We start from the raw sequence: 19,699 nt of genomic DNA, 5'->3' as shown, positions 1-19,699 counted from the left end.
GTGGCCGGATGCGCAGCGGAAGGCGCACCAGTCGACCTGGACACCCCCGGTGTGCTCCTCGAACGACCGCGCTCCCTGGTGGGGTTCGCCGCAGTCGGGGCAGTGGTGGGTTCCGGTGATGAAGGACGCCATGCCGCCATGGTGTCTGGCGGGTCTGACAGCTTTCGTGACGCGGGCTGAAGAAGGAACTCAGCGGTCCCGGTGTGAAGCGGTGCCGATAATCCGACTTCGAGCCCTCACGACCGCGACACCGCGCCCGGCCACTCGCCTACGCAGCCACCCGACTCGGACCCTGGTGGCGTCTTGCGACGACCCAGAGTCGGAGCCGAGTAAGCCTGTACCGGCACGCCGTACCGCTAGGTAGTTCGACCGGCGTTCGTTCGTGAACTGTCAGCTCACGCAGCCCGAGGAACGCACCTCGAACTCACTCGCCCCGCTGATCTGGTAGCCCCAGAAGACGAAGAACGGCGCGTTGGTGAGCTTGTCGGGTCTGAAGTCGTAGTGGTCCTTGATGGCGTAGCAGTGCTCCGACGTGCGCGTCACCGAGAACGCCCCGAGAGCCCAGTAGAGGTCAGTTGCCCCGTTGGCACCGCTGTAAGTGCCGTAGTCGCCTACCGGCAACATTTCTGCCCACGCCATCAGCGCTTCGTTGTCGGCGAAGTACGAGAAGTCCACGACCACCGGTGACCCGTCTTCCCACAGATAGTGGTCGTACAGCGCGTAGGCAACGCTGCCACTGTTGGGGATGGGGGTGCCTTCGTACGTCACGGGCGACTCGGTGCTGGGCTCCGCGGGCGCAGCACCGGGCGTCGAGGCATCACAGGTCGGGATTCCCGGGGTGTACCCGTCGACGTGGGTGTCGGTGAACGCGTTCGGGAGGTAGGTACCGTCCGTCAGCCGTTCCCACACGGTGCTGGTCTGGTACCCGTTGGAGGTAGGTGTTCCCTCCAGTTCGCACGCGATGCTGACCCAGGATCCGTCGGCGAGGACGTCGCCGGCGCGCTCTGCGTCCATTGACGGTGCGACCCGCGGGTAGATGCCGATGTCGGTGAACGCCACCTGATACTGGTGACCGTCGTCTGCTTCGGCCCTCACGCCGCCGAGGACGACAAGAAAGAGCGCCGCCAGCATGGCCGTAGCCAAGCGGGCGAGGCGATGGTGCCTGCTACTGCGGATGTGGGCCATGGGCCGCACCTCATTTCGGTATGCGGCCGCCCGCCGGGTCTTCCGGGTCGTGGCTGACCCAGACGGGCGACCTTCCAGATGGACTGCCCATCGGCCGAACTCGCCCGGTTGGCGCCAGGCTTGCGTGAGTTTTGGTCGGTGAAGCACGCCAAGAATCCCATGGGTGTAATCAGGCGGGCAAGCCTTGGGCGCGAGATAGCGGCACGCCGATGCCGCCCTAGGTGCCGATTTGTGACCTTAGTCCGATGGAGTGCGAACCAAGAAGGCCTCCCTGCGCCAACAGGGAGGCCTTGGGTGACCGAAGTCACAGGGTGAGCGGAGGCTACAACGCAGTCTCCGGACACTCCATCTGGATGGCCGCCTCTCGACGGGCCACAAGAACTGTAACGGCGGTGAAGATGGCGCCGCAATCGACACACCGACTCGGTCGCCGGTCGCCTCGTCCGACACCACTCATGCAGTCGGCTGGCTGACACCTACACGCGAGGCCGCACAGATGCGATGGCCGATCGTGAGGGCGACCGGGTGCGATGATCCGTCGATGACGACGCAGCCGCCCGGGTTTGGCGCTGGGTTCGACCGGCTGGTCAGCCGCCCTGGCGATGGCGACGCGGTGTTCGGCACCAACGTGCTCGACGCACTCGTCGGGCCGTTGCGCGAGGCAGCGTCCGTTCGCCGTACGGAACGCAGCTGGGGTCCAGGTGTACTCGGGTGCGCCATGTGGATGGACGATCCCGAGCTCATCGAGGTCCTGGGTCAGATGGCGAACGCGTGCGTCGTGATCACCAAGCAGCAGGCCCGCAAGTACCAGCAGTCGGAGTTTGGGTTACTTGAGGCGCTTGCCGAGCGGACCGGTATCGCCCAGCGTGCGTATCCCGAGCTTGAAGAGCTCGCGCCCAGGGTCGACGGCCAGGCATCCGTGGTCGGGCCGTTCTCGACGCTGCCCGACGACGAGGGCGAGATCGGGGGCGTGCGCGAACTGGGCTTCCGTCGCGTCGGCAATCGGCTGGTCCCGATCGTCCACGCGAAGATGCTGCTGCTAGGGCGGATGGGGTGGACCGATGAGCACCCCAGTGGGCATGTGGTCGACACGTTGTACTTCGTCCCCGAGCGCTTGTGGGTGGGGTCGGCGAACTTCACGCAGGCTTCACGCAAGAGCCTCGAGATGGGGATGTGGACCGCTGACCCCGAGCTGCTGAAGGCGGCACGGGGGTGGCTGCTGCAACTGGTCGAGATGTCCGAGCCGCTGCGCTCACCCAGCGACGACTCGCAACCAGAGCTCGTGCCGGTCGAGTACGACGACGCAGCCATCGCCGAGTACATGAGCGAGCGCGACTTCGACTTTCTGTTCGGCGACGGTCTCAACGACGACGCCGACCCCTGCTAGGCACCGCGTTGGGACGGCCGGACCCTCGAAGCTGTCGAACGGTCCCAGCATCGCTGCCAGAAGGCGCCGCTCAGGCGGACCGCTGAGGTGGTGCCCAGGGCTCCCGGCGCGCCGTGCAGCGCACCGGGAGCCCTAGCGAGCTAGAGGTCGGCACCTCCCGCGTGGTCTCGGACGTTCTCGGACGCCCGACGCGCGGACTGCTCGTTCGAGAACGCCTCGCCCGAAGAAGCGACCTTGTCCGAAGACCGCCACGCACGCCACCGGTATCGGCCACCGGCATCCGAGTAGATCTCGTATCGGGCGCTCTTCGCGCCGGCCTTGAAGGCCTCAGCGGCCCGCCGAGCGTTCGAGATCGTTGAGAACGACTCGCCAGCCCAGGCCACCAACCTGTTGTTCGCGGCGTAGAGCCACCAACTGGGGTGGCCTCCCGTGTCATTGCCTACGTGAAAACGCATGTGCTTCTCCTACTGACTCCACAGTGGAGCGGAACGCCGATTGACGACCGCTACGCCCGGGTGGGCGAGGTCGCCCACCCGGGCTGCTTCAGCGGCGCTTGGGCCGCTTCGGCGTTTGCGACAGAGCGGATGCTGCTGCGGTGCGCGCGGCCTTCGACGAGGACCGGCTTCGCAGAGCCCTGCTTGCGGCGCGTGCAGCACGCGCGCTGGTCTGACGCTTGTTCACCATGTGTGTTCACCTCCTCGAGCCTCCTTGCATGAGGCACGAGATCGGTGGTGTCATTCGGAGACAACATCGCGTGAGACGACCACCGTCTCGTGCACTCGAACGCCCGGCTTGCAGGCCGGGCGTTCGCCCTTTTCAAGGACTCGGCGAGCCCTTGTCTTCAGAGGTACACCGACCGGCATTCGACAAAGTCGCGCCACGCCCGTGGCTGCGGCCTATTTCTGCATGCAATCTGACCTGAATCTGATTTGCGCGCGATTATTGACGACGGCTGTGAGCGTGTTGAATCGAGTCTCGTAGCGACGGTCCGCGAGGATCGGGTCGTGACTCCCTCATTTGCGCGCGGATTGTGCGAACAGTGAGCGCGCGGCCCGAAGAGGCGACCCGCGATCGCGAGACCTTCGACGGTGCGGGCCAGGTGAACGAGCTCTGGGACCGGTGTGCACGCCCGGCGTGCCGGGAGCAGTTCCAGCGCAGTACCGAGCGTGGGCGACCTCGCGAGTACTGCTCGGACACGTGCAAGAAGGTCGCTGACCGGGAGTACAAGCAGGCGCAGGGGGCGGTCGTTCACTACGACAAGCTGCTTCGCCAAGCTCGGTCCGATGTCGCTGCCTTCGGTCGCGGCGACCAGGAGGGTCCCGGCGCATCAGCGATCGACCCGGTGCAGCAGCGCACCAGGGCCAGGGAGGCGTGGCAGCACGCGCGAGCCGTCGCCGCGTACGCGACGGCGTCCGACCCGCGCATCCTTGACGTGCTCAGCAACCTCGTCGGCGAGCTGGACGGGCTGTTCAACGACCAGGTGTGATGCCCCCGGGACGATCCGAAGCAACGCGCAGCGTCTGGCGTGTCGACGCTGATGGCGCCGCTGCGCGGGCCTCGGTGGCCGCGCCCCGCACGGGTCCTTGAACCCCTCAGATGGGGAAAACCCCACCGCTCGGTGCACTACTCCCCCCTCGCGCACCACCACCAGCCAGGCCCCCGACCGATGGTCGGGGGCCTGGCTGCTTCCCGGGGCGGCACGCGTCCGGGCGGCGCCTCCTAGGATCCCGGCATGACGACCCGCTGCGGACTGCTGGCCTTCGACGGCTGCGACGGCATGGACCTGGTCGGCCCGCTGGAGGTGCTGCTGACCGCCAACCGGCTGGCGGAGCGGCGCGGTGGGGCGGCGCCGTTCGAGGTGCTGGTGGTGGGCGAGCGCGAGGTCGAGCTGTACGGCGGGCTGCGGGTCCTGCCCACCACCTCGGTGGCCGACGCCGGCCGGCTCGACCTGCTGGTGGTGCCCGGGGCGATCGACCTCGAGGCCGCGACCCCCGACGACGCGGTCCGCGAGCTGGCCGCCCGCTCCGAGGTGCTGGCCTCGGTCTGCACGGGCTCCTTCTTCCTGCACCGCACCGGCCTGGTCGGCGACCGACCGGTCACCACCCACTGGGAGGACGTCGACCTGCTGGCCTCCCGCGGCGCCGAGGTCCGCGACGACGTCCGCTGGGTCGACAGCGGCTCCCTGGTCACCTCCGGCGGCATCAGCTCGGGGATCGCCATGACCCTCCACCTCGTCGAGCGCCTCGCCGACCGGTCGCTGGCCGAGGCCACCGCCCGCCAGATCGACTACGTCTGGACCGAGCGGCGTACCCCCGCCAGCGGGTCCTGACCGGCCCGCACCTCGCAGACGCGCGGACACAAGTCCTCCTCGTGGGGGGCAGAACGGGACGCAACGGGGCTCGGCCCGGACTTGTGTCCGCGCGTCTGCGAGACCGGAGCGACCCACGGCAGGTGCTTCCGGGGGCGCGCGGGCGGGTCTAGCGTGGGCGGATGGCCATCGCCCAGTTCCCCGTCGCCGTCCTCGACTGCCCCGACCCGCGCGTGCTCGCGGAGTTCTACGGCGCCCTGCTCGACTGGACGGTCGAGGTCGACGACGACGGCAGCTGGGCGGAGATCAAGGCCGACTACGGGCAGATGTTCTGCTTCCAGCGCGTCGAGGAGTACGCCGCGCCGCAGTGGCCCGGGCAGGAACGGCCCCAGCAGTTCCACCTCGACGTCAACGTGGACGACCTCGACGAGGCCGAGAAGGCGGTCGTCGAGCTCGGGGCCACCAAGCACGAGACGCAGCCGGGCACGACGTTCCGGGTCTTCCTCGACCCGGCCGGCCACCCGTTCTGCCTCTGCGTGTCCTAGGCCCTTCGAGACGGTTGCTGCGCAACCTCCTCAGGGACCGAGGGCAGGTCCGCTGCTGCGCAACCTCCTCAGGGACCGAGGGCGGTTGCTGCGCCACCTCCTCAGGGACCGGAAGGGCGGCGCCACCTCCTCAGGGGGCGGTCGGCTGCAGGCAGTCGACGACGTGGGCCAGGGCGACGGCGACCTCGGTGAAGCTGGTCGACAGCGGTGACATGCCGGCGCGCAGGCCGCTGGGGTGGCGGAAGTCGGGCACCACGCCGCGCTCCCACAGCGTGGCCACGACCTGCTGCATGGCGGGGTGGTCGAGGGTGACGTGGCCGCCGCGGACGGCCGGGTCGCGGGGCGAGGCCACGGTGACGCCGTGGGACGCCAGGGCCTCGTCGGCGACCCGCAGGACGTACGCCGTCAGCAGCACCGACTTGGCCCGGATCGCGGGCATCCCGACCTGCTCGACCAGCGCGGCCATGTCCTGGAGCGGGAGCATCCCGAGGATCGGCGGGGTGCCGCTGACCAGGCGCCGCACGCCGGCCGCCGGGGCGTACGACGGGCCCATCGCGAACGGGTCCGCGTGGCCCATCCAGCCGGCGATCGGCTGCACGAGCTCGTCGTGGAGCCGCGAGGCGACGTAGGCGAAGGCGGGGGCGCCGGGGCCGCCGTTGAGGTACTTGTAGGAGCAGCCCACCGCGAGGTCGACGTCGGCGTCGTCGAGCGCGAGCTCGACCGCACCCGCGGAGTGGGACAGGTCCCACAGCACCAGCGCGCCGGCGTCGTGGGCGACCGCGGTGATGCCGGCCAGGTCGGCGACGAAGGCCGACTTGTAGGCGACGTGGCTCAGCAGCACCAGCGCGGTGTCCGCGCCGACGTGGGCGGCCACCTCCTCGGGCTGCACGCCGGTGGCCGGGTCGGGCGAGATCCAGCGCACCTCGCGGCCGGTCTCGCGGGCGACGGCGTCCACGACGTAGCGGTCGGTCGGGAAGTTCTCGGTGTCGGCCACGATCACGGTGCGGTCGGGCCGGGCGGTGACGGCGGCGCGCACCAGCTTGTAGAGCAGCACGGTGGTGGAGTCGGCCACGACCGTCTGGCCGGGCGCCGCACCGAGGGCCGCGCGGCCGACGAGGTCGCCGAGCTCGGTGGGCCGGGCCATCCAGCGCTCGTCCCACGACCGGATCAGCCGCTCGCCCCACTCCTGCTCCACGAACCCGGGCAGCCGGTCGCGGGTGGCCTTGAGCGGCCGGCCCAGCGAGTTGCCGTCGAGGTAGGCCACCACGCCCTCGGGCAGCACGAAGCGCTCGCGGTGTGCGGCCAGCGGGTCCTCGGCGTCGAGGCGGGCTGCCTCGGCGACCAGTTCGGCGGGGAGCAGGTCGAGGACGGCCGGGCGGGTGGCGGTCACGGGTGGTACCTCGGGGTGTCGTCGGGCCGGTGGGGGGCGCGGTGGTGGGACTGGTCGGGGGCCCGGATGCCGGTGCGGACGGCGTACAGCTCGGGGAAGAAGGTCAGCTCGAGCGCGCGCTGCAGGAACCCCACGCCGGAGCTGCCGCCGGTGCCGGTCTTGAAGCCGATGGTGCGCTGCACCGTGCGCAGGTGGCGGAAGCGCCAGAACTGGAAGGCGTCCTCGAGGTCGACGAGGTCCTCGCAGATGGCGTAGCCCTCCCAGTGGGTGGCGGTGTCCTCGTAGAGGGTGGCGAGCACCGGCACCAGCTCGGGCCGCTCGACCCAGGCCCGGCGGACGTCGCGGTCGAGCACCTCGGCGGGGACGTCGTGGCCGTGGCGGGCCAGGAAGGCCAGCAGGGCGTCGTACACGGTGGGGCTCTCGAGCAGCTCCTGCAGCACGGCGCGGGCCTCGGGGTGCCCGTCGAAGACCTGGAGCATGCCGGCGTTCTTGTTGCCGAGGACGAACTCCACGGCGCGGTACTGGTGGGACTGGAAGCCCGAGGAGGGGCCGAGGAAGTCGCGGAACTCGACGTACTCGCTGGGGGTCAGGGTCGCCAGCACCGACCACTGCTCGGTGAGCGTGCGGAAGATGTGCTTGACCCGGGCCAGGGACTTGCGGGCGCGGGCCACGTCGTCGGCGTCGAGGTGGGCGCGCACGCCGCGCAGCTCGTGGAGCACCAGCTTGAACCACAGCTCGGTGGTCTGGTGCTGGACGATGAAGAGCAGCTCGTCGGGGTGCTCGGGCCGGCTGACCGGGTGCTGGGCGGACAGCAGGCGGTCGAGGTCGAGGTAGGTGCCGTAGTCGAGCGCCTCGCGCAGGTCGGTCCGGACGCCCTCCTCGATCGGGCGTTCCCCATGCTCCAGGGACACGGTCCCTCCTCTGCTCGGCGCGACCGCCGGTGGCCGACGCCTGGATGCTACGTGCGGCGGGTGCGGTCTGCGCCGTCGCGGGCATACCCTCCTGCGGACGGGCGCGGCCCAGCGCGTCCTGCTCGGGACAGGTGGTGGAGGCCGTCGTGGCCATCAAGGGGTTCGATCCGGACGGCCGCCAGGCGGCTGCCCACCGTCGACGCATGGAGGTGCTCGACGCCGCGGTCGCGGAGTTCGCCGACCACGGCTGGCGCGGCACCACGTTCGAGGGCGTGGCCCAGCGGTCGGGGTCGTCGGTCGCGTCGGTGGCGCGGGTCTACACCGACAAGGCCGGGCTGCTGATGGCGGCCTTCCGGCGCGCCAGCTTCGGCGACTACGACAACCTGCAGGCGGCGTACGCCGGGCTGCGGCTGCACGCCGGCATGTCGGTCGACGAGCGCCTCGGCACCATCGCCGACTTCGTCTCCGGGGTGATGCAGCGCGTCGCCCCGCTCATCTCCCCGCTGCAGCAGGCGATCGCCGAGGACGAGCGGATCCGCGAGCTGGTGGAGATGGCCCGGGCCCGGCGGCTGTCGACGTCGCAGGAGCTGGTGCGGATCATCAGCCGCGACGGCCAGCCGCGCGGCGGGGCCGTCGAGCAGGTCTACGTGCTGACCTCGGGCGAGACCTACCTGCAGGTCGTGGAGGAGCTCCACCACCCGGCGGAGGCCTACGCCGACTGGCTGCGCAGCGCGCTCGACGTCGCGGTCAACGGCCGCCCGGTCGCCGCCCCCGACTGAGCCCGGTCCCGCAGACGCAGCGACCGGGGGGCGCAGCTGCTGCTGCGCCCCCCGGTCGGTCGTGCGTGGTGCTGCGGTGGGCGGGCTACCTCGCGAACGCGTAGAGCACCGAGTGGGCGGTGTCGCCCAGCTGCAGCGTCGCGGAGTGGTCACCCTTGGCCACGGCCTTGCCGGGGCTGTAGGTGAGGGTGAGCGTCGCCGAGCCGCCTGCGGGCACGCTCAGCGAGGTGGCCGAGGCGCGGAACGCCGGGTCTCCGGTGACCCGGACCGGGGTAGTGACCGCGGTCGAGGTCAGGTTGGTGACCGTGACGGTTCGGCTCAGCGTCTGGCCGCTGCCCGAGGGCACCGCGCCGAAGGAGGTGCTGACCGAGGACAGCGACAGCTTCGCGAGCACCGCGGCGTCCAGGTCCTCCAGGCCGGACCCGGTGACCAGCGGGTCGGTCTCGGTGGAGGTGATGGCCGTGGCGTTCTTCAGCACGCCCTGCTCGGAGGTGTTGACGATCGCGGAGCGCACCTGGGCGGCGGTCCACCCGGGGTGGGCCTGCCGCACGACGGCCGCGGAGCCGGCGAGGTGCGGGGTGGCCATCGAGGTGCCCTGCTTGAAGCCCCAGCAGCCCTCGGCGGGCAGCGGGTCGCAGAACGACTGCGGCAGCGAGGAGAGGATGTTGACGCCGGGAGCGGTCACGTCGGGCTTGACGCGGTAGCTGACGTCGGTCGGGCCCTGGCTGGAGAAGTCGCCCATGATGTCGTCGTTGTTGCTGTCGACGTACGCCGGCGTGACGCCGATGGTGACCGGCTTGCCGGCCTGGGCGGCGAGCGTGGCGCGGTCGGCGTACGGCGCCATCACGGCCGGGATGGTCGAGGGCGCGGCGGCGTCGGCGGCCATGGCGATCGGGTCGCCGGGCACGTTGTTGACCACGATCGCGCCGACGGCGCCGGCCTTCTCGGCGTTGGCGACCTTGACCCCGAAGCTGCAGGTGCCGCGGGCGACCAGGGCGATGCCGCCCCTGGCCGCGGCCGGGAAGCCGCCGGCGGCGCAGCCGTCGCCGAAGGGCAGGGCCGCGGTGGTGCCGCTGGCCGGGACCAGGGTGCCGGTGAGCGGCGTGGTCGGCACCGGGAACTCGCCGGTGGCGGTCACGCTCACGGGGGTGCCGGTCGCGGTGGCGCCGGCGTACACCGGGACGCCGGTGTAGTGGCCGACCGACGAGGCGCCGGCGGTCAGCGCGCGCTCGGCGGAGCCGGGGGAGCCGACCGTGTAGTGGCCGGGGCCCTCGTTGCCGGCCGCGACGGCGACCACGATGTTGGCCCGGTCGAGGTTGTCGACGGCCGTGGTGAGCAGGTCCTGGTTGCCCTGGGCGCTGCCGCCGAGGCTCATGTTGATGACCTGCATGCCGTCCTCGGCCGCGGCCTGGAGGGCGTCGAGGATGTCCTCGCTGCGGGCGTTCTCGATGTCGCCGGGGAAGACGTTGTAGTTGCCCAGCAGCGCCCGGGGGGCCACGCCGCTGGGGGCGTAGGGGATCGCGGCGCCGTCGACCGAGGCGGGGGTCCGCGGGTTGCAGGCGACCGTGCCGGCGACGTGGGTGCCGTGGTCCTGCACCGCCTCGGGCGTCAGGCCCTGCTGGGCGGCCTTGTTGGCGAACACCCGGGCCACGACGACCTTGTCGTTGGTGAACCGCTTGTCGCCGAGCTGGGTCTGCGCGGGGTAGCCCTTGGCGGAGAAGCAGGGGTGCGTGGTGTCGATGCCGGTGTCGACGATGCCGACCTTGACGCCCTCGCCCGCGCGGGTGGGGGCACCGGGCTTGGCGAGCGCCCACGCGGCCTCGGCGTCGATGCGCTCGAGGTCGGGGTCGCTCGACCGTCCGGAAGGCCTGCCCCCGGTCTCGTGACCAGTTCGTGTCCTCGCGTCTCGCCAGGTGGTGCTGCCGTCCCGGCGAGGCCGTCAGCCGAGGTCGAACGAGACCCCGGTCGCCTCCTCGGAGACCGTCCACAGCCGGGTCGCCAGCGACTCGTCGCGGGCCCAGCGGCTGAGCTTGGCCTGGCCGAGCTTGCCGCGCACCTCGGCCAGGGCGGTGGGTCCGGTGTAGGAGCCCGGCTCGGCGTACGTCGCGGCCCACATCGTCGGCTTGGCGCCCGCGGCCGAGGACTGCGTCACCAGCGGCATCACCAGCGGCGCCAGCTGGCGCACGCCGGGCAGGGCGCCCAGGCCGTCCTTGCTGGTGACCAGGCCGGTGTTGGAGACGCCGGGGTGGCAGGCGGTCACGGTCAGGGCGCTGCCGGCCGCGGTGGCGCGCTTCTGCAGCTCGCGGGCGAAGAGCAGGTTGGCCAGCTTGGACTGGCCGTAGGCCTTGTTGGCGTTGTAGGTCGCCCGCGGGTTGGCCTCGAGGACGTGCTCGTCGCCGCGGTGGTGGGCGATCGAGGACACCGAGACCACGCGCGGGGCGTCGGCCTCCAGCAGGCGGGGCAGCAGCCGCCCGGCCAGCGCGAAGTGGCCCAGGTGGTTGGTGCCGAACTGCAGCTCGTGGCCGTCCTCGGTCTCGCGGTAGCGCGGCGGCGTCATCACGCCGGCGTTGCCCACGAGCACGTCGAGCGGGCCCTCCCAGCGCTCGGCGAAGGCCGCGACGGACTTCTGCGAGGCCAGGTCGAGCTCGGCCACCTCGGTGACGCCGGGCAGCTTGACCTGGGCCGCGCGCGCGGAGTCGAGGTTGCGGCAGGCCAGGGTCACCTGGGCGCCGTGCTGGGCGAACGCCTTGGCGGCGTGGAAGCCGATGCCGGAGTTGGCGCCGGTGACCACGATCCGCCGGCCCGTGAGGTCGGGGAGGTCGGCGGGGCCGAAGCGGGCGAGGTCGGGCGCGGAGGTGGAGGCAGCCATGCGCCCGACGCTAGCCCAGCGGTCCAGCCCGTCCCGTGGGCCGGACCGCTGGTGCGGATCAGTGGTCGGAGGAGCCGGCCCAGAGGTTGATGCCGCTGTCGACGGCGTGCTGGTCGATGGTGGCCAGCTCGTCGGAGGTCAGCTCGGGTCCCTGCAGCGCGTCGAGGTTGGCGTCGAGCTGCTCGACCGAGGAGGCGCCGATCACGGCCGAGGTCACGCGGGGGTCGCGCAGCGCCCACTGCAGCGCCAGCTGGGCCAGCGTCTGCCCGCGACCGCGGGCGATCTCGTGGAGGCCCCGCACGTGGGCGAGGGTCGCGTCGTCGAGGTGGTCCGCCCCGATCGTGCTGCCCTCCCGGGCCGCGCGCGAGTCGGCCGGGACGCCGTCGAGGTACTTGTCGGTGAGCAGGCCCTGGGCCAGCGCGGTGAACACGATGCAGCCCATGCCCTCGTCGTCGAGGGCGTCGAGCAGCCCCTCCTCGATCCAGCGGTTGAGCATCGAGTACGACGGCTGGTGGATCAGCAGCGGCGTGCCGAGGTCGCGGGCGATGGCGGCTGCCTCGCGGGTCTTCTCGGGGGAGTACGACGAGATGCCGATGTAGGTCGCCCGGCCCGAGCGCACCGCGGTGTCGAGGGCGCCGATGGTCTCCTCGAGCGGGGTGTCGGGGTCGAAGCGGTGGCTGTAGAAGATGTCGACGTGGTCGAGGCCCATCCGCGCCAGCGACTGGTCGAGCGAGGCCAGGACGTACTTGCGGCCCCCGCCGCCCTGGCCGTAGGGGCCCGGCCACATGTCGTAGCCGGCCTTGGTGGAGATCACCAGCTCGTCGCGCAGCCCGGCGAAGTCCTCGGCGAGGTAGCGGCCGAAGTTCTCCTCGGCGCGGCCGTAGGGCGGCCCGTAGTTGTTGGCCAGGTCGAAGTGGGTCACGCCCCGGTCGAAGGCGCGGCGCAGGATCGCCCGCTGCGTCTCCTCGGGCCGGTCGGTGCCGAAGTTCTGCCAGAGCCCGAGCGAGAGGGGCGGCAGCACCAGGCCGCTGCGCCCGCAGCGGCGGTAGTCGGCCGAGTCGTAGCGCTCGGCCGCCGGCGTCCAGCTGCCGGTGCCGCTCACAGGTCTGCCGCCAGTGCGGCGGCGCCCACGATGCCGGCGGTGTTGCGCAGCGTGGCCGAGATGATCTCGGTCTCGATGTCGATCAGGTGCATGAACTCCGCGGCGTGCTTGCTGACCCCGCCGCCGACCACGATCAGGTCGGGGGAGAACAGCTTCTCGACCGCGCGGTAGTAGGTCGTCAGCCGGCCGGCCCACTTCTCCCACGACAGGTCCTCACCCTTGCGGGCGGAGTCGGCGGCCCGCTTCTCGGCGTCGTGGCCGTCGACCTCGAGGTGGCCGAGCTCGGAGTTGGGGATCAGCACGCCGTCGTAGAGGAGGGCCGAGCCGATGCCGGTGCCGAGGGTGGTGACGATGACCAGGCCGGGGCGCCCGTGGGCGACGCCGTAGCGCGCCTCGGCCAGCCCGGCGGCGTCGGCGTCGTTGATGGCGTGGACCTCGCGCCCCAGCTTGCTGCTGAGCAGGTCGTCGGCGTCGGTGCCGATCCAGCCCTTGTCGATGTTGGCGGCCGAGGCGACCACACCGTTCTTGCGGACCACGCCGGGGATCGTGACCCCCACCGAGGAGGTGGTGTCGTCGAAGCGCTCGAGCAGCTCGGCCATCACCTCCGCCACGGCCTCGGGGGTGGACTTCTCCGGGGTCTTGATGCGCTCGCGCTCCGCGGAGAACTCGCCGGTGGCCAGGTCGACGGGTGCGGCCTTGATGCCGCTGCCGCCGAAGTCGATGCCGATCGGGTCTGCCATGCGGGTCAACCTAGCCCGACCCCCCGACGTCGTGCACGGTTGCCGAATCGTTAACCGCGCGGACCTCCCGGGTGCGGCCCGTCCGGGATAGGAAGGACGTCGGCTTGTGTCCTTTCTGTGCACGTTCTCGAGGAGCCTCCTTCATGCACCCTGCCCTTCGTCCTGCCCGTCACCGGGCCCTGGTCCCGGGCCTCACCGCGCTCGCGGTCGGTCTGGTCCCCCTCGCGCTGGTCGCGTCCCCGTCGGCCGCGGCGCCCGCGGGCGACCGGGTGGTGGTCTCCGAGGTGTACGCCGGCGGCGGCTCGGCCGCCTCCACGCTCGCCCGCGACTACGTCGAGCTGTTCAACCCGACCTCGGCGCCGGTCTCCCTCGACGGGACCTCGGTGCAGTACCGCTCGGCCGCCGGCGCCGGCAACCCGTCCGGCGTCACCCCGCTGACCGGCTCGGTGCCGGCCGGGGGCTACTACCTGGTCGCGCTCAGCGGATCCGGCAGCGGCACCGGCGCCGGCGCGCTCCCCACCCCCGACGCCAGCGGCAGCACGGCGCTCGGCGCGACGGGCGGCACCGTCTTCCTGGCGCGCCAGACGACCGCGCTCGACGCGCCGGCCACCGGCTCGGTGACCGGCGACCCCCGGATCCTCGACCTGGTCGGCTACGGCTCCTCGGGCACCTTCGAGAAGGCCGCCTCGGCCACCTCGACGACCTCGACCTCGGTGGCGCGCGCGGCCGGCGGCACCGACACCGACGACAACGCGAGCGACCTCGTGGCCGGAGCCCCGACGCCGAAGGCGGCCCCCGCCGGCGCGGGGACCACGCCCCCGCCGGCCGCCGTGGACGCCACCATCGCCGAGGTCCAGGGCACGGGTGCCGCCAGCCCGCTCGCCGGCAGGCGGGTGCGGACCACCGGCGTCGTCACCGCGGCGTACCCCACCGGCGGGTTCAACGGCTTCTTCCTCCAGACCGCGGGCACGGGCGGGTCGGCCGAGGGCCGGACCGGCTCCGACGCGGTCTTCGTCTACGGCTCGGCCGCCACGAGGGCCGTCACGGTCGGCCAGCACGTGCAGGTGACCGGCACCGTCAGCGAGTACCAGGGCATGACGCAGCTGACGCCGGCCTCGGCCGCCGAGGTCGTCGCCCTGTCCGCCCCGGCCTCGGTGCGGCCCACGACGACGACCTGGCCGCGCACCGACGCCGAGCGGGAGCGGCTCGAGGGCATGCTGCTCAGCCCGCGGGGCAGGTTCACCGTCGCCGACAACTACGCGCTCAACCAGTACGCCGAGATCGGCCTGGCCTCCGGGACCACGCCCCTGTTCCAGCCGACCGAGGTGGCCGACCCCTCCGACGCCGCGGCCATCGCGGCCGTCCGGGCCGACAACGCCGCCCGGTCCGTCACGCTGGACGACGGCTCGAGCACGAACTTCTTCACCGCCAAGGACACCCCGCTGCCGTACCTGACCCAGGACCGCGTGATCCGCGTCGGCGCCCCGGTCGCGTTCGACGCGCCGGTGGTCCTGGACTACCGGTTCTCGCAGTGGCGCTTCCAGCCCACCGACCAGCTCACCGCCGACGAGCCGCTCCCCGTCACCTTCGCCGACACCCGCACGGCGCGGCCGGCGGCCGTGGGCGGGCGCCTGAAGCTCGCGTCGTTCAACGTCCTCAACTACTTCCCCACCACGGGGGAGGACTTCGAGGCCGCGGGTGGCAGCTGCACCTACTACACGGACCGCGCGGGCAACCCCGACACCGTGGACAGCTGCGAGGGACCCTCCGGCGACGGTCCGCGCGGCGCTGCCCAGGCCGACGACCTGGCCCGCCAGCAGGCCAAGGTCGTCGACGCCCTGACCCGCCTCGACGCCGACGTGGTCTCGGTCGAGGAGCTCGAGAACTCCGCCCGGCTCGGTCAGGACCGCGACGCCGCCATCGCCACCCTGGTGGGGGCGCTCAACGCCCGTGCCGGGTCGCGCACCTGGGACTACGTGCGCTCGCCCGCCTCGGCCGACAGCGCCGCGGCCCAGGCCGACGAGGACGTGATCCGCACCGGGTTCGTCTACCAGCGGGCGCAGGTGCGCCCCGTCGGCGCCTCGGTCATCGACGACGTCGCGGTCTTCGACAACGCTCGCGACCCGCTCGCCCAGGTCTTCGAGCCCCGCCGCAGCGGGGGGAAGAACAGCCGCTTCGTGCTCGTGGTCAACCACTTCAAGTCCAAGGGCTCGGGCGCCGCCGGCGACGGCGACACCGGCCAGGGCGCCTCCAACAAGGCGCGCGTGGCCCAGGCGCGGGAGCTCGTCGACTTCGCGGCCCGCCAGGCCCGCACCGTCCGCTCGGGCCGGGTCTTCCTCGCCGGCGACTTCAACGCCTACACCCGCGAGGACCCGATGCAGGTCCTCCGCGACGCCGGCTACACCGACCTCGGGTCGGACCGGGCGCCCGAGGAGCACACCTACCTGTTCGACGGCCTCGTCGGCTCGCTCGACCACGTCCTCGCCAACCCGGCTGCGCTGCGCACGGTCCGGGGCGCGCACGTGTGGAACATCAGCTCGGTCGAGCCGGTGGCGCTGGAGTACAGCCGGTTCAACTACAACGCGACCGACTTCTTCGTCCCCGACGCCTACCGCTCCTCCGACCACGACCCGCTCCTGGTGGGGATCGACCCCCGACCCGGACGCCGATCTACCGGCCGGTAGCCCCGTTGGGCATCATGGGGGCATGACCTCCTCGTCCCTTCCCGGCGCTGCCGCCGGAGCCGGCTCGCGGGCCCTGCCCGACCACGTCGACGTCGTCGTGATCGGTGCAGGGCTCTCGGGCATCGGTGCCGGCTACCGGCTCCAGACCGAGTGCCCCGAGCGCGACTACCTGATCCTCGAGGGCCGCGAGTCGATGGGCGGCACCTGGGACCTGTTCCGATACCCCGGCGTGCGCTCGGACTCCGACATCTTCACCTTCGGGTTCACCTTCCGCCCCTGGGAGGGCGACCAGGCGCTGGCCGACGGCCCCGGGATCCTGCAGTACATCAAGGACACCGCCGCCGAGTTCGGCATCGACGAGCACGTCCGCTACTCGACCCGCGTGGTCCACGCGTCGTTCTCGACCGCCACCGGCCGCTGGACGCTCGTGGTGGAGACCGCCTCGGGCCGCCAGGAGCTGACCTGCGACTTCGTGATCGGCTCGCACGGCTACTACAGCTACGACGCGCCGTACGACGCGCAGCTGACCGGCATCGCCGACTTCGCCGGCCAGGTCGTCCACCCGCAGTTCTGGCCCGAGGACCTCGACGTCACCGGCAAGAAGGTCGTGGTCGTCGGGTCGGGCGCCACCGCCGTGACGATCGTGCCCTCGATCACCGGCGAGGCGGCCCACGTGACGATGCTGCAGCGCACGCCGACCTACATCGCCGCGCTGCCGCGCCACGACAAGATCGCCGGGCTGGCGCAGCGGTGGCTGCCCGAGATGGCGGCGTACCGCGTGATCCGGGCCAAGAACATCGCCTACCAGGCCGGCACCTACGCCTTCTTCCGGCGCTTCCCCGACGTGGGCAAGAAGATCCTCTCCAGCGGGGTGGGCCGCTACCTCGGCGCCGAGGCTGCCGCCGACAACTTCTCCCCGCCGTACGACCCCTGGGACCAGCGGCTGTGCGTGGTGCCCGACGGCGACCTGTTCAAGGCCATCAAGCGCGGTGACGCCGAGGTGGTCACCGACACCATCGACTCCGTCGTGCCCGAGGGCGTGCGGCTCTCCTCGGGCCGCGTGCTCGAGGCCGACGTGCTGGTCACCGCGACCGGCCTGAGCCTCGACGTCGCCGGCGGCATGGAGATCGAGGTCGACGGTGCGCCGGTGGACCTCGGCTCGGAGTTCATGTGGCGCGGCGCGATGGTGACCGGCGTGCCCAACTACGTCCGGGTGATCGGCTACACCAACGCGTCGTGGACGCTGCGCGCCGACATCACCGGCGTGCTCGCGACCCGGGTGCTCAACCTGATGCGCGAGCGCGACGCGGCGTACGCCGTCCCGGAGCCCGAGGGCGAGCTGCAGCCGCGGCCGCTGCTCGACCTCGCCTCGGGCTACATCAAGCGCTCGGCCGACCAGCTGCCGCAGCAGGGGCACCGCCGGCCGTGGCTGATCACGCAGAGCTACCCGATCGACCGGCGCCAGACCCTGCACGGCGACCTGACCCAGGAGCTGCGGGTCGTCCCGCGCTCCGAGCTGGCCGGTGCCCGCGACGACGCGGCGGAGTCGGTGGCGTGAGGACCGCCACGGTGGGGGCCTGGGGCCCCGACGTCCTCGGCGAGGGCTACGAGCAGCTGACCTTCTCGCTCGGGCCCGACCCCGACGGGGAGGCCGACGTCGAGGCGGTGCTGGTGCGCCGCACGGTCCGCGAGGGCGAGCAGGTCACCGGGTCGGTCCTCTACGTCCACGGGTTCACCGACTACTTCTTCCAGACCGAGCTCGCCGACTTCTTCGCCGAGCGTGGCCTGGCCTTCTACGCCCTCGACCTGCGCAAGTGCGGGCGGGCCTCGCGCGAGGGCCAGACCCCGCACTACGTCTCCGACCTCGCCCTGTGCGACGCCGAGCTCGACCTCGCCGTCGAGCAGCTCGCCGCGGCCCACCCCGACCTGCCGGTCGTCGCGGTGGCCCACTCGACCGGCGGCCTGATGGTCCCGCTCTGGCTCGACCGCCGTCGTCGCGCCCGGGGCGGCGCCCCGTCGCCGGTCACGGCGCTGGTGCTCAACAGCCCGTGGTTCGACCTCCAGGGCAAGCCCGTCCAGCGCGGCCCGGTGACCCAGGCGCTGCGCGTGGTCGGCAAGGTCCAGCCGTTCCGCTCGCTGCCCATGCCGGTCGGTCACTACGGCACCTCGCTGCACGTCAGCGGCACCGGCGAGTGGGACTTCGACCTGTCCTGGAAGCCGCTCGAGGGCTTCCCGGTGACCCTCGGCTGGCTCAACGCCGTCCGCCGCGGCCACGCCCGCCTCCACCGCGGCCTCGACGTCGGCGTCCCCTCGCTCGTGCTCCGGTCGGACAAGACCCACTACTCCTCGGAGTACACCGACGCCAGCGACCGGGCCGACACCGTGCTCGACGTGCGCCAGATCGCCCGGTGGTCCGGCTGCCTCGGCGGCGAGACCACGATCGTCCCGATCACCGACGCCCGGCACGACGTCTTCCTGTCCCTGCCCCACGCCCGCCACGCGGCGTACGACCGGCTCGCGGGGTGGCTCGACGCCCACGGGCTCGGGGGTGGCGCGGGGGGCTGACGGGGCTGGGGCAGTTTCCCCGGTCGGCCGGGGAAACTGCCCGAGCAACCCGGCATACCGGGTATCGACGGGCAGTATTGCCTGGCATCGGCGCCCGAGTTGTGCGGTTGGCGACGCGGGGGCCGGCGGCCGTTCGCGGGCCTCGGCGTCGTCCACAGGTACGCCGTGGGCGCCCGCCGTCCACAGGCCGGCGATCTCGCGCCGCGGAGCGGCTCGATCGGGCGCAGGGTGCGCCCATGGACGACCTCCTCGCGCTCCTGCTCGGCCGCCACTGCTGCTTCCTCCGTCGGGACGCGCTGGCCGCCGGCCTCGGTGACAAGGCGCTCAGGCGCCTGGTCCGTGGCGGACTGCTGCACCGCATCCGCCACGGGGCCTACACGCTGCGCGAGCACTGGGACGGCCTGAGCGAGACCGAGCGCCACCTGCTCGTCGCGCGGTGCGTCCTCCGCACCGCGGGGACCGAGGTCGCGCTGTCCCACACCAGCGCCGCGGTGGCGCACGGCGCGCCCGTCTGGGGGCTGTCGCTCGACGACGTGCACCTGGTGCGCCTGGATCACCGGAGCGGGCGCCGGGAGGCCGGCGTACGCCAGCACCGTTCGCCGGTCGAGGAGCACGACGTCGTGGCGCTCGACGGGATGAGGGTGACCTCGCCCGCGCGCACCTGCCTCGACATCACGACCATCAGCGGGGTCGAGGTCGCGCTGGGCGTGGTCGACCACTTGCTGAACACCGAGAAGGTGACCAAGCGCCTCCTGCTGCAGCGGTGCGCCGAGCTCGTGCGGTGCCCCGGGTCGTTGACCACGGAGCTGACCTTCCGTCTGGCCGACCCGGGTGCCGAGTCCCTGGGCGAGACCCGTCTCAGGTTCCGGTGCTGGCGGGCGGGGCTGCCCCGGCCGGTGTCCCAGTTCGAGATCACCGAGGACGGGCGCACCGTCTACCGGCTCGACCTGGCCTGGCCGCAGCACCGGGTGTGGGTGGAGTTCGACGGCCGCGAGAAGTACCTGAAGTTCCGCAGGCCGGGGGAGTCGATCATCGACGCCGTGCTCCGCGAGAAGCGGCGCGAGGAGGACATCGCCCGGCGTACCGGATGGCGCTGCCTGCGCGTCACCTGGGCCGACCTCGCCCGACCCGACCAGCTCGTGGCCCGCATCGCGGCCGTGCTGGCGGGCGGCCCCGTCCACGCCTGAGCGACGAATCGGGCGCGCTGGACGGCCTGAACTGCCCTTTCGTGGGC

16 protein-coding genes are annotated in these 19,699 nt (G+C 72.2%); 9 read left to right on the top strand and 7 right to left on the bottom strand.

The window, feature by feature from the left end; genetic code table 11:
• Nucleotides 1-390: 390 nt before the first annotated feature.
• The gene (locus BLU55_RS13940; protein ID WP_091730797.1) at nucleotides 391-1,185 is read right to left on the bottom strand and encodes a hypothetical protein; all 795 of its coding nucleotides are present in this window, start codon (nucleotides 1,183-1,185) and stop codon (nucleotides 391-393) included.
• Between the two features lie 541 nt (nucleotides 1,186-1,726).
• Between BLU55_RS13940 and BLU55_RS13935 the strand changes: the two genes are divergently transcribed.
• From BLU55_RS13935 to BLU55_RS13915, 4 genes are all read left to right on the top strand, one after another.
• The gene (locus tag BLU55_RS13935; protein ID WP_091730794.1) at nucleotides 1,727-2,572 is read left to right on the top strand and encodes a hypothetical protein; all 846 of its coding nucleotides are present in this window, start codon (nucleotides 1,727-1,729) and stop codon (nucleotides 2,570-2,572) included.
• A gap of 1,039 nt (nucleotides 2,573-3,611) precedes the next feature.
• Nucleotides 3,612-4,058 (top strand): hypothetical protein, encoded by a 447-nt coding sequence (locus tag BLU55_RS13925; protein WP_091730790.1) that lies wholly within the window; start codon nucleotides 3,612-3,614, stop codon nucleotides 4,056-4,058.
• A 246-nt stretch (nucleotides 4,059-4,304) separates the two neighbouring features.
• A complete protein-coding gene (locus BLU55_RS13920; RefSeq protein WP_091730787.1) occupies nucleotides 4,305-4,901 on the top strand; it encodes a DJ-1/PfpI family protein in 597 nt (198 codons plus the stop codon).
• Nucleotides 4,902-5,062: 161 nt separating this feature from the next.
• The gene (locus tag BLU55_RS13915) at nucleotides 5,063-5,425 is read left to right on the top strand and encodes a VOC family protein (RefSeq protein WP_091730785.1); all 363 of its coding nucleotides are present in this window, start codon (nucleotides 5,063-5,065) and stop codon (nucleotides 5,423-5,425) included.
• Between the two features lie 130 nt (nucleotides 5,426-5,555).
• Here BLU55_RS13915 and kynU read toward each other — a convergent pair whose 3' ends face one another.
• A complete protein-coding gene (gene kynU / locus BLU55_RS13910; protein ID WP_091730782.1) occupies nucleotides 5,556-6,815 on the bottom strand; it encodes a kynureninase in 1,260 nt (419 codons plus the stop codon).
• Nucleotides 6,812-7,726 carry a tryptophan 2,3-dioxygenase gene (locus tag BLU55_RS13905; protein WP_231916881.1) on the bottom strand — a complete coding sequence of 305 codons (915 nt, stop codon included), beginning with the start codon at nucleotides 7,724-7,726 and terminating at the stop codon, nucleotides 6,812-6,814. Before BLU55_RS13905 ends, kynU begins: the two co-directional genes overlap by 4 nt.
• Nucleotides 7,727-7,929: 203 nt before the next feature.
• On the opposite strand from BLU55_RS13905, the gene BLU55_RS13900 reads away from it, so the two are divergent.
• Nucleotides 7,930-8,505 carry a TetR/AcrR family transcriptional regulator gene (locus BLU55_RS13900; protein WP_157682863.1) on the top strand — a complete coding sequence of 192 codons (576 nt, stop codon included), beginning with the start codon at nucleotides 7,930-7,932 and terminating at the stop codon, nucleotides 8,503-8,505.
• Between the two features lie 85 nt (nucleotides 8,506-8,590).
• On the opposite strand, the gene BLU55_RS13895 is transcribed toward BLU55_RS13900, so the two are convergent.
• From BLU55_RS13895 to ppgK, 4 genes are all read right to left on the bottom strand, one after another.
• Nucleotides 8,591-10,336 (bottom strand): S8 family serine peptidase, encoded by a 1,746-nt coding sequence (locus BLU55_RS13895; protein WP_091730778.1) that lies wholly within the window; start codon nucleotides 10,334-10,336, stop codon nucleotides 8,591-8,593.
• Nucleotides 10,337-10,444: 108 nt separating this feature from the next.
• Nucleotides 10,445-11,374: an oxidoreductase gene (locus BLU55_RS13890; RefSeq protein ID WP_091730777.1), complete on the bottom strand. Its 930-nt coding sequence runs from the start codon at nucleotides 11,372-11,374 to the stop codon at nucleotides 10,445-10,447.
• A gap of 58 nt (nucleotides 11,375-11,432) precedes the next feature.
• Nucleotides 11,433-12,476 (bottom strand): L-glyceraldehyde 3-phosphate reductase, encoded by a 1,044-nt coding sequence (gene mgrA / locus BLU55_RS13885; protein WP_091730775.1) that lies wholly within the window; start codon nucleotides 12,474-12,476, stop codon nucleotides 11,433-11,435.
• Entirely contained in the window at nucleotides 12,473-13,216 is a 744-nt protein-coding gene (gene ppgK, locus BLU55_RS13880) for a polyphosphate--glucose phosphotransferase (protein ID WP_091730774.1), read from the bottom strand. Before ppgK ends, mgrA begins: the two co-directional genes overlap by 4 nt.
• Nucleotides 13,217-13,359: 143 nt before the next feature.
• Between ppgK and BLU55_RS13875 the strand changes: the two genes are divergently transcribed.
• The 4 genes from BLU55_RS13875 (at nucleotide 13,360) to BLU55_RS13860 (ending at nucleotide 19,652) form a co-directional block, all read left to right on the top strand.
• Nucleotides 13,360-15,900 carry an ExeM/NucH family extracellular endonuclease gene (locus BLU55_RS13875; protein ID WP_091730772.1) on the top strand — a complete coding sequence of 847 codons (2,541 nt, stop codon included), beginning with the start codon at nucleotides 13,360-13,362 and terminating at the stop codon, nucleotides 15,898-15,900.
• A gap of 22 nt (nucleotides 15,901-15,922) precedes the next feature.
• The gene (locus tag BLU55_RS13870; protein ID WP_091730770.1) at nucleotides 15,923-17,458 is read left to right on the top strand and encodes a flavin-containing monooxygenase; all 1,536 of its coding nucleotides are present in this window, start codon (nucleotides 15,923-15,925) and stop codon (nucleotides 17,456-17,458) included.
• Nucleotides 17,455-18,465 (top strand): alpha/beta hydrolase, encoded by a 1,011-nt coding sequence (locus BLU55_RS13865; protein WP_197680997.1) that lies wholly within the window; start codon nucleotides 17,455-17,457, stop codon nucleotides 18,463-18,465. Before BLU55_RS13870 ends, BLU55_RS13865 begins: the two co-directional genes overlap by 4 nt.
• A 236-nt stretch (nucleotides 18,466-18,701) precedes the next feature.
• Nucleotides 18,702-19,652, top strand: coding sequence for a type IV toxin-antitoxin system AbiEi family antitoxin domain-containing protein (locus BLU55_RS13860; protein WP_091730767.1), 951 nt, complete (start codon nucleotides 18,702-18,704; stop codon nucleotides 19,650-19,652).
• Nucleotides 19,653-19,699: the final 47 nt, after the last annotated feature.

The organism is Nocardioides scoriae (genome assembly GCF_900104965.1).
Classification (GTDB): Bacteria; Actinomycetota; Actinomycetes; order Propionibacteriales; family Nocardioidaceae; genus Marmoricola; species Marmoricola scoriae.
The sequence above is the reverse complement of the archived record's forward strand: the minus strand, read 5'-3'. Positions and strand labels throughout refer to the sequence as shown.

Excerpts from the sequence above, each read along its gene's own strand:
- BLU55_RS13940 (WP_091730797.1), bottom strand. The coding sequence starts at position 1,185 with ATGGCCCACATCCGCAGTAGCAGGCACCATCGCCTCGCCCGCTTGGCT.
- BLU55_RS13935 (WP_091730794.1), top strand. The coding sequence starts at position 1,727 with ATGACGACGCAGCCGCCCGGGTTTGGCGCTGGGTTCGACCGGCTGGTC.
- BLU55_RS13920 (WP_091730787.1), top strand. The coding sequence starts at position 4,305 with ATGACGACCCGCTGCGGACTGCTGGCCTTCGACGGCTGCGACGGCATG.
- BLU55_RS13915 (WP_091730785.1), top strand. The coding sequence starts at position 5,063 with ATGGCCATCGCCCAGTTCCCCGTCGCCGTCCTCGACTGCCCCGACCCG.
- BLU55_RS13900 (WP_157682863.1), top strand. The coding sequence starts at position 7,930 with ATGGAGGTGCTCGACGCCGCGGTCGCGGAGTTCGCCGACCACGGCTGG.
- BLU55_RS13890 (WP_091730777.1), bottom strand. The coding sequence starts at position 11,374 with ATGGCTGCCTCCACCTCCGCGCCCGACCTCGCCCGCTTCGGCCCCGCC.
- ppgK (WP_091730774.1), bottom strand. The coding sequence starts at position 13,216 with ATGGCAGACCCGATCGGCATCGACTTCGGCGGCAGCGGCATCAAGGCC.
- BLU55_RS13875 (WP_091730772.1), top strand. The coding sequence starts at position 13,360 with ATGCACCCTGCCCTTCGTCCTGCCCGTCACCGGGCCCTGGTCCCGGGC.
- BLU55_RS13870 (WP_091730770.1), top strand. The coding sequence starts at position 15,923 with ATGACCTCCTCGTCCCTTCCCGGCGCTGCCGCCGGAGCCGGCTCGCGG.
- BLU55_RS13860 (WP_091730767.1), top strand. The coding sequence starts at position 18,702 with ATGGACGACCTCCTCGCGCTCCTGCTCGGCCGCCACTGCTGCTTCCTC.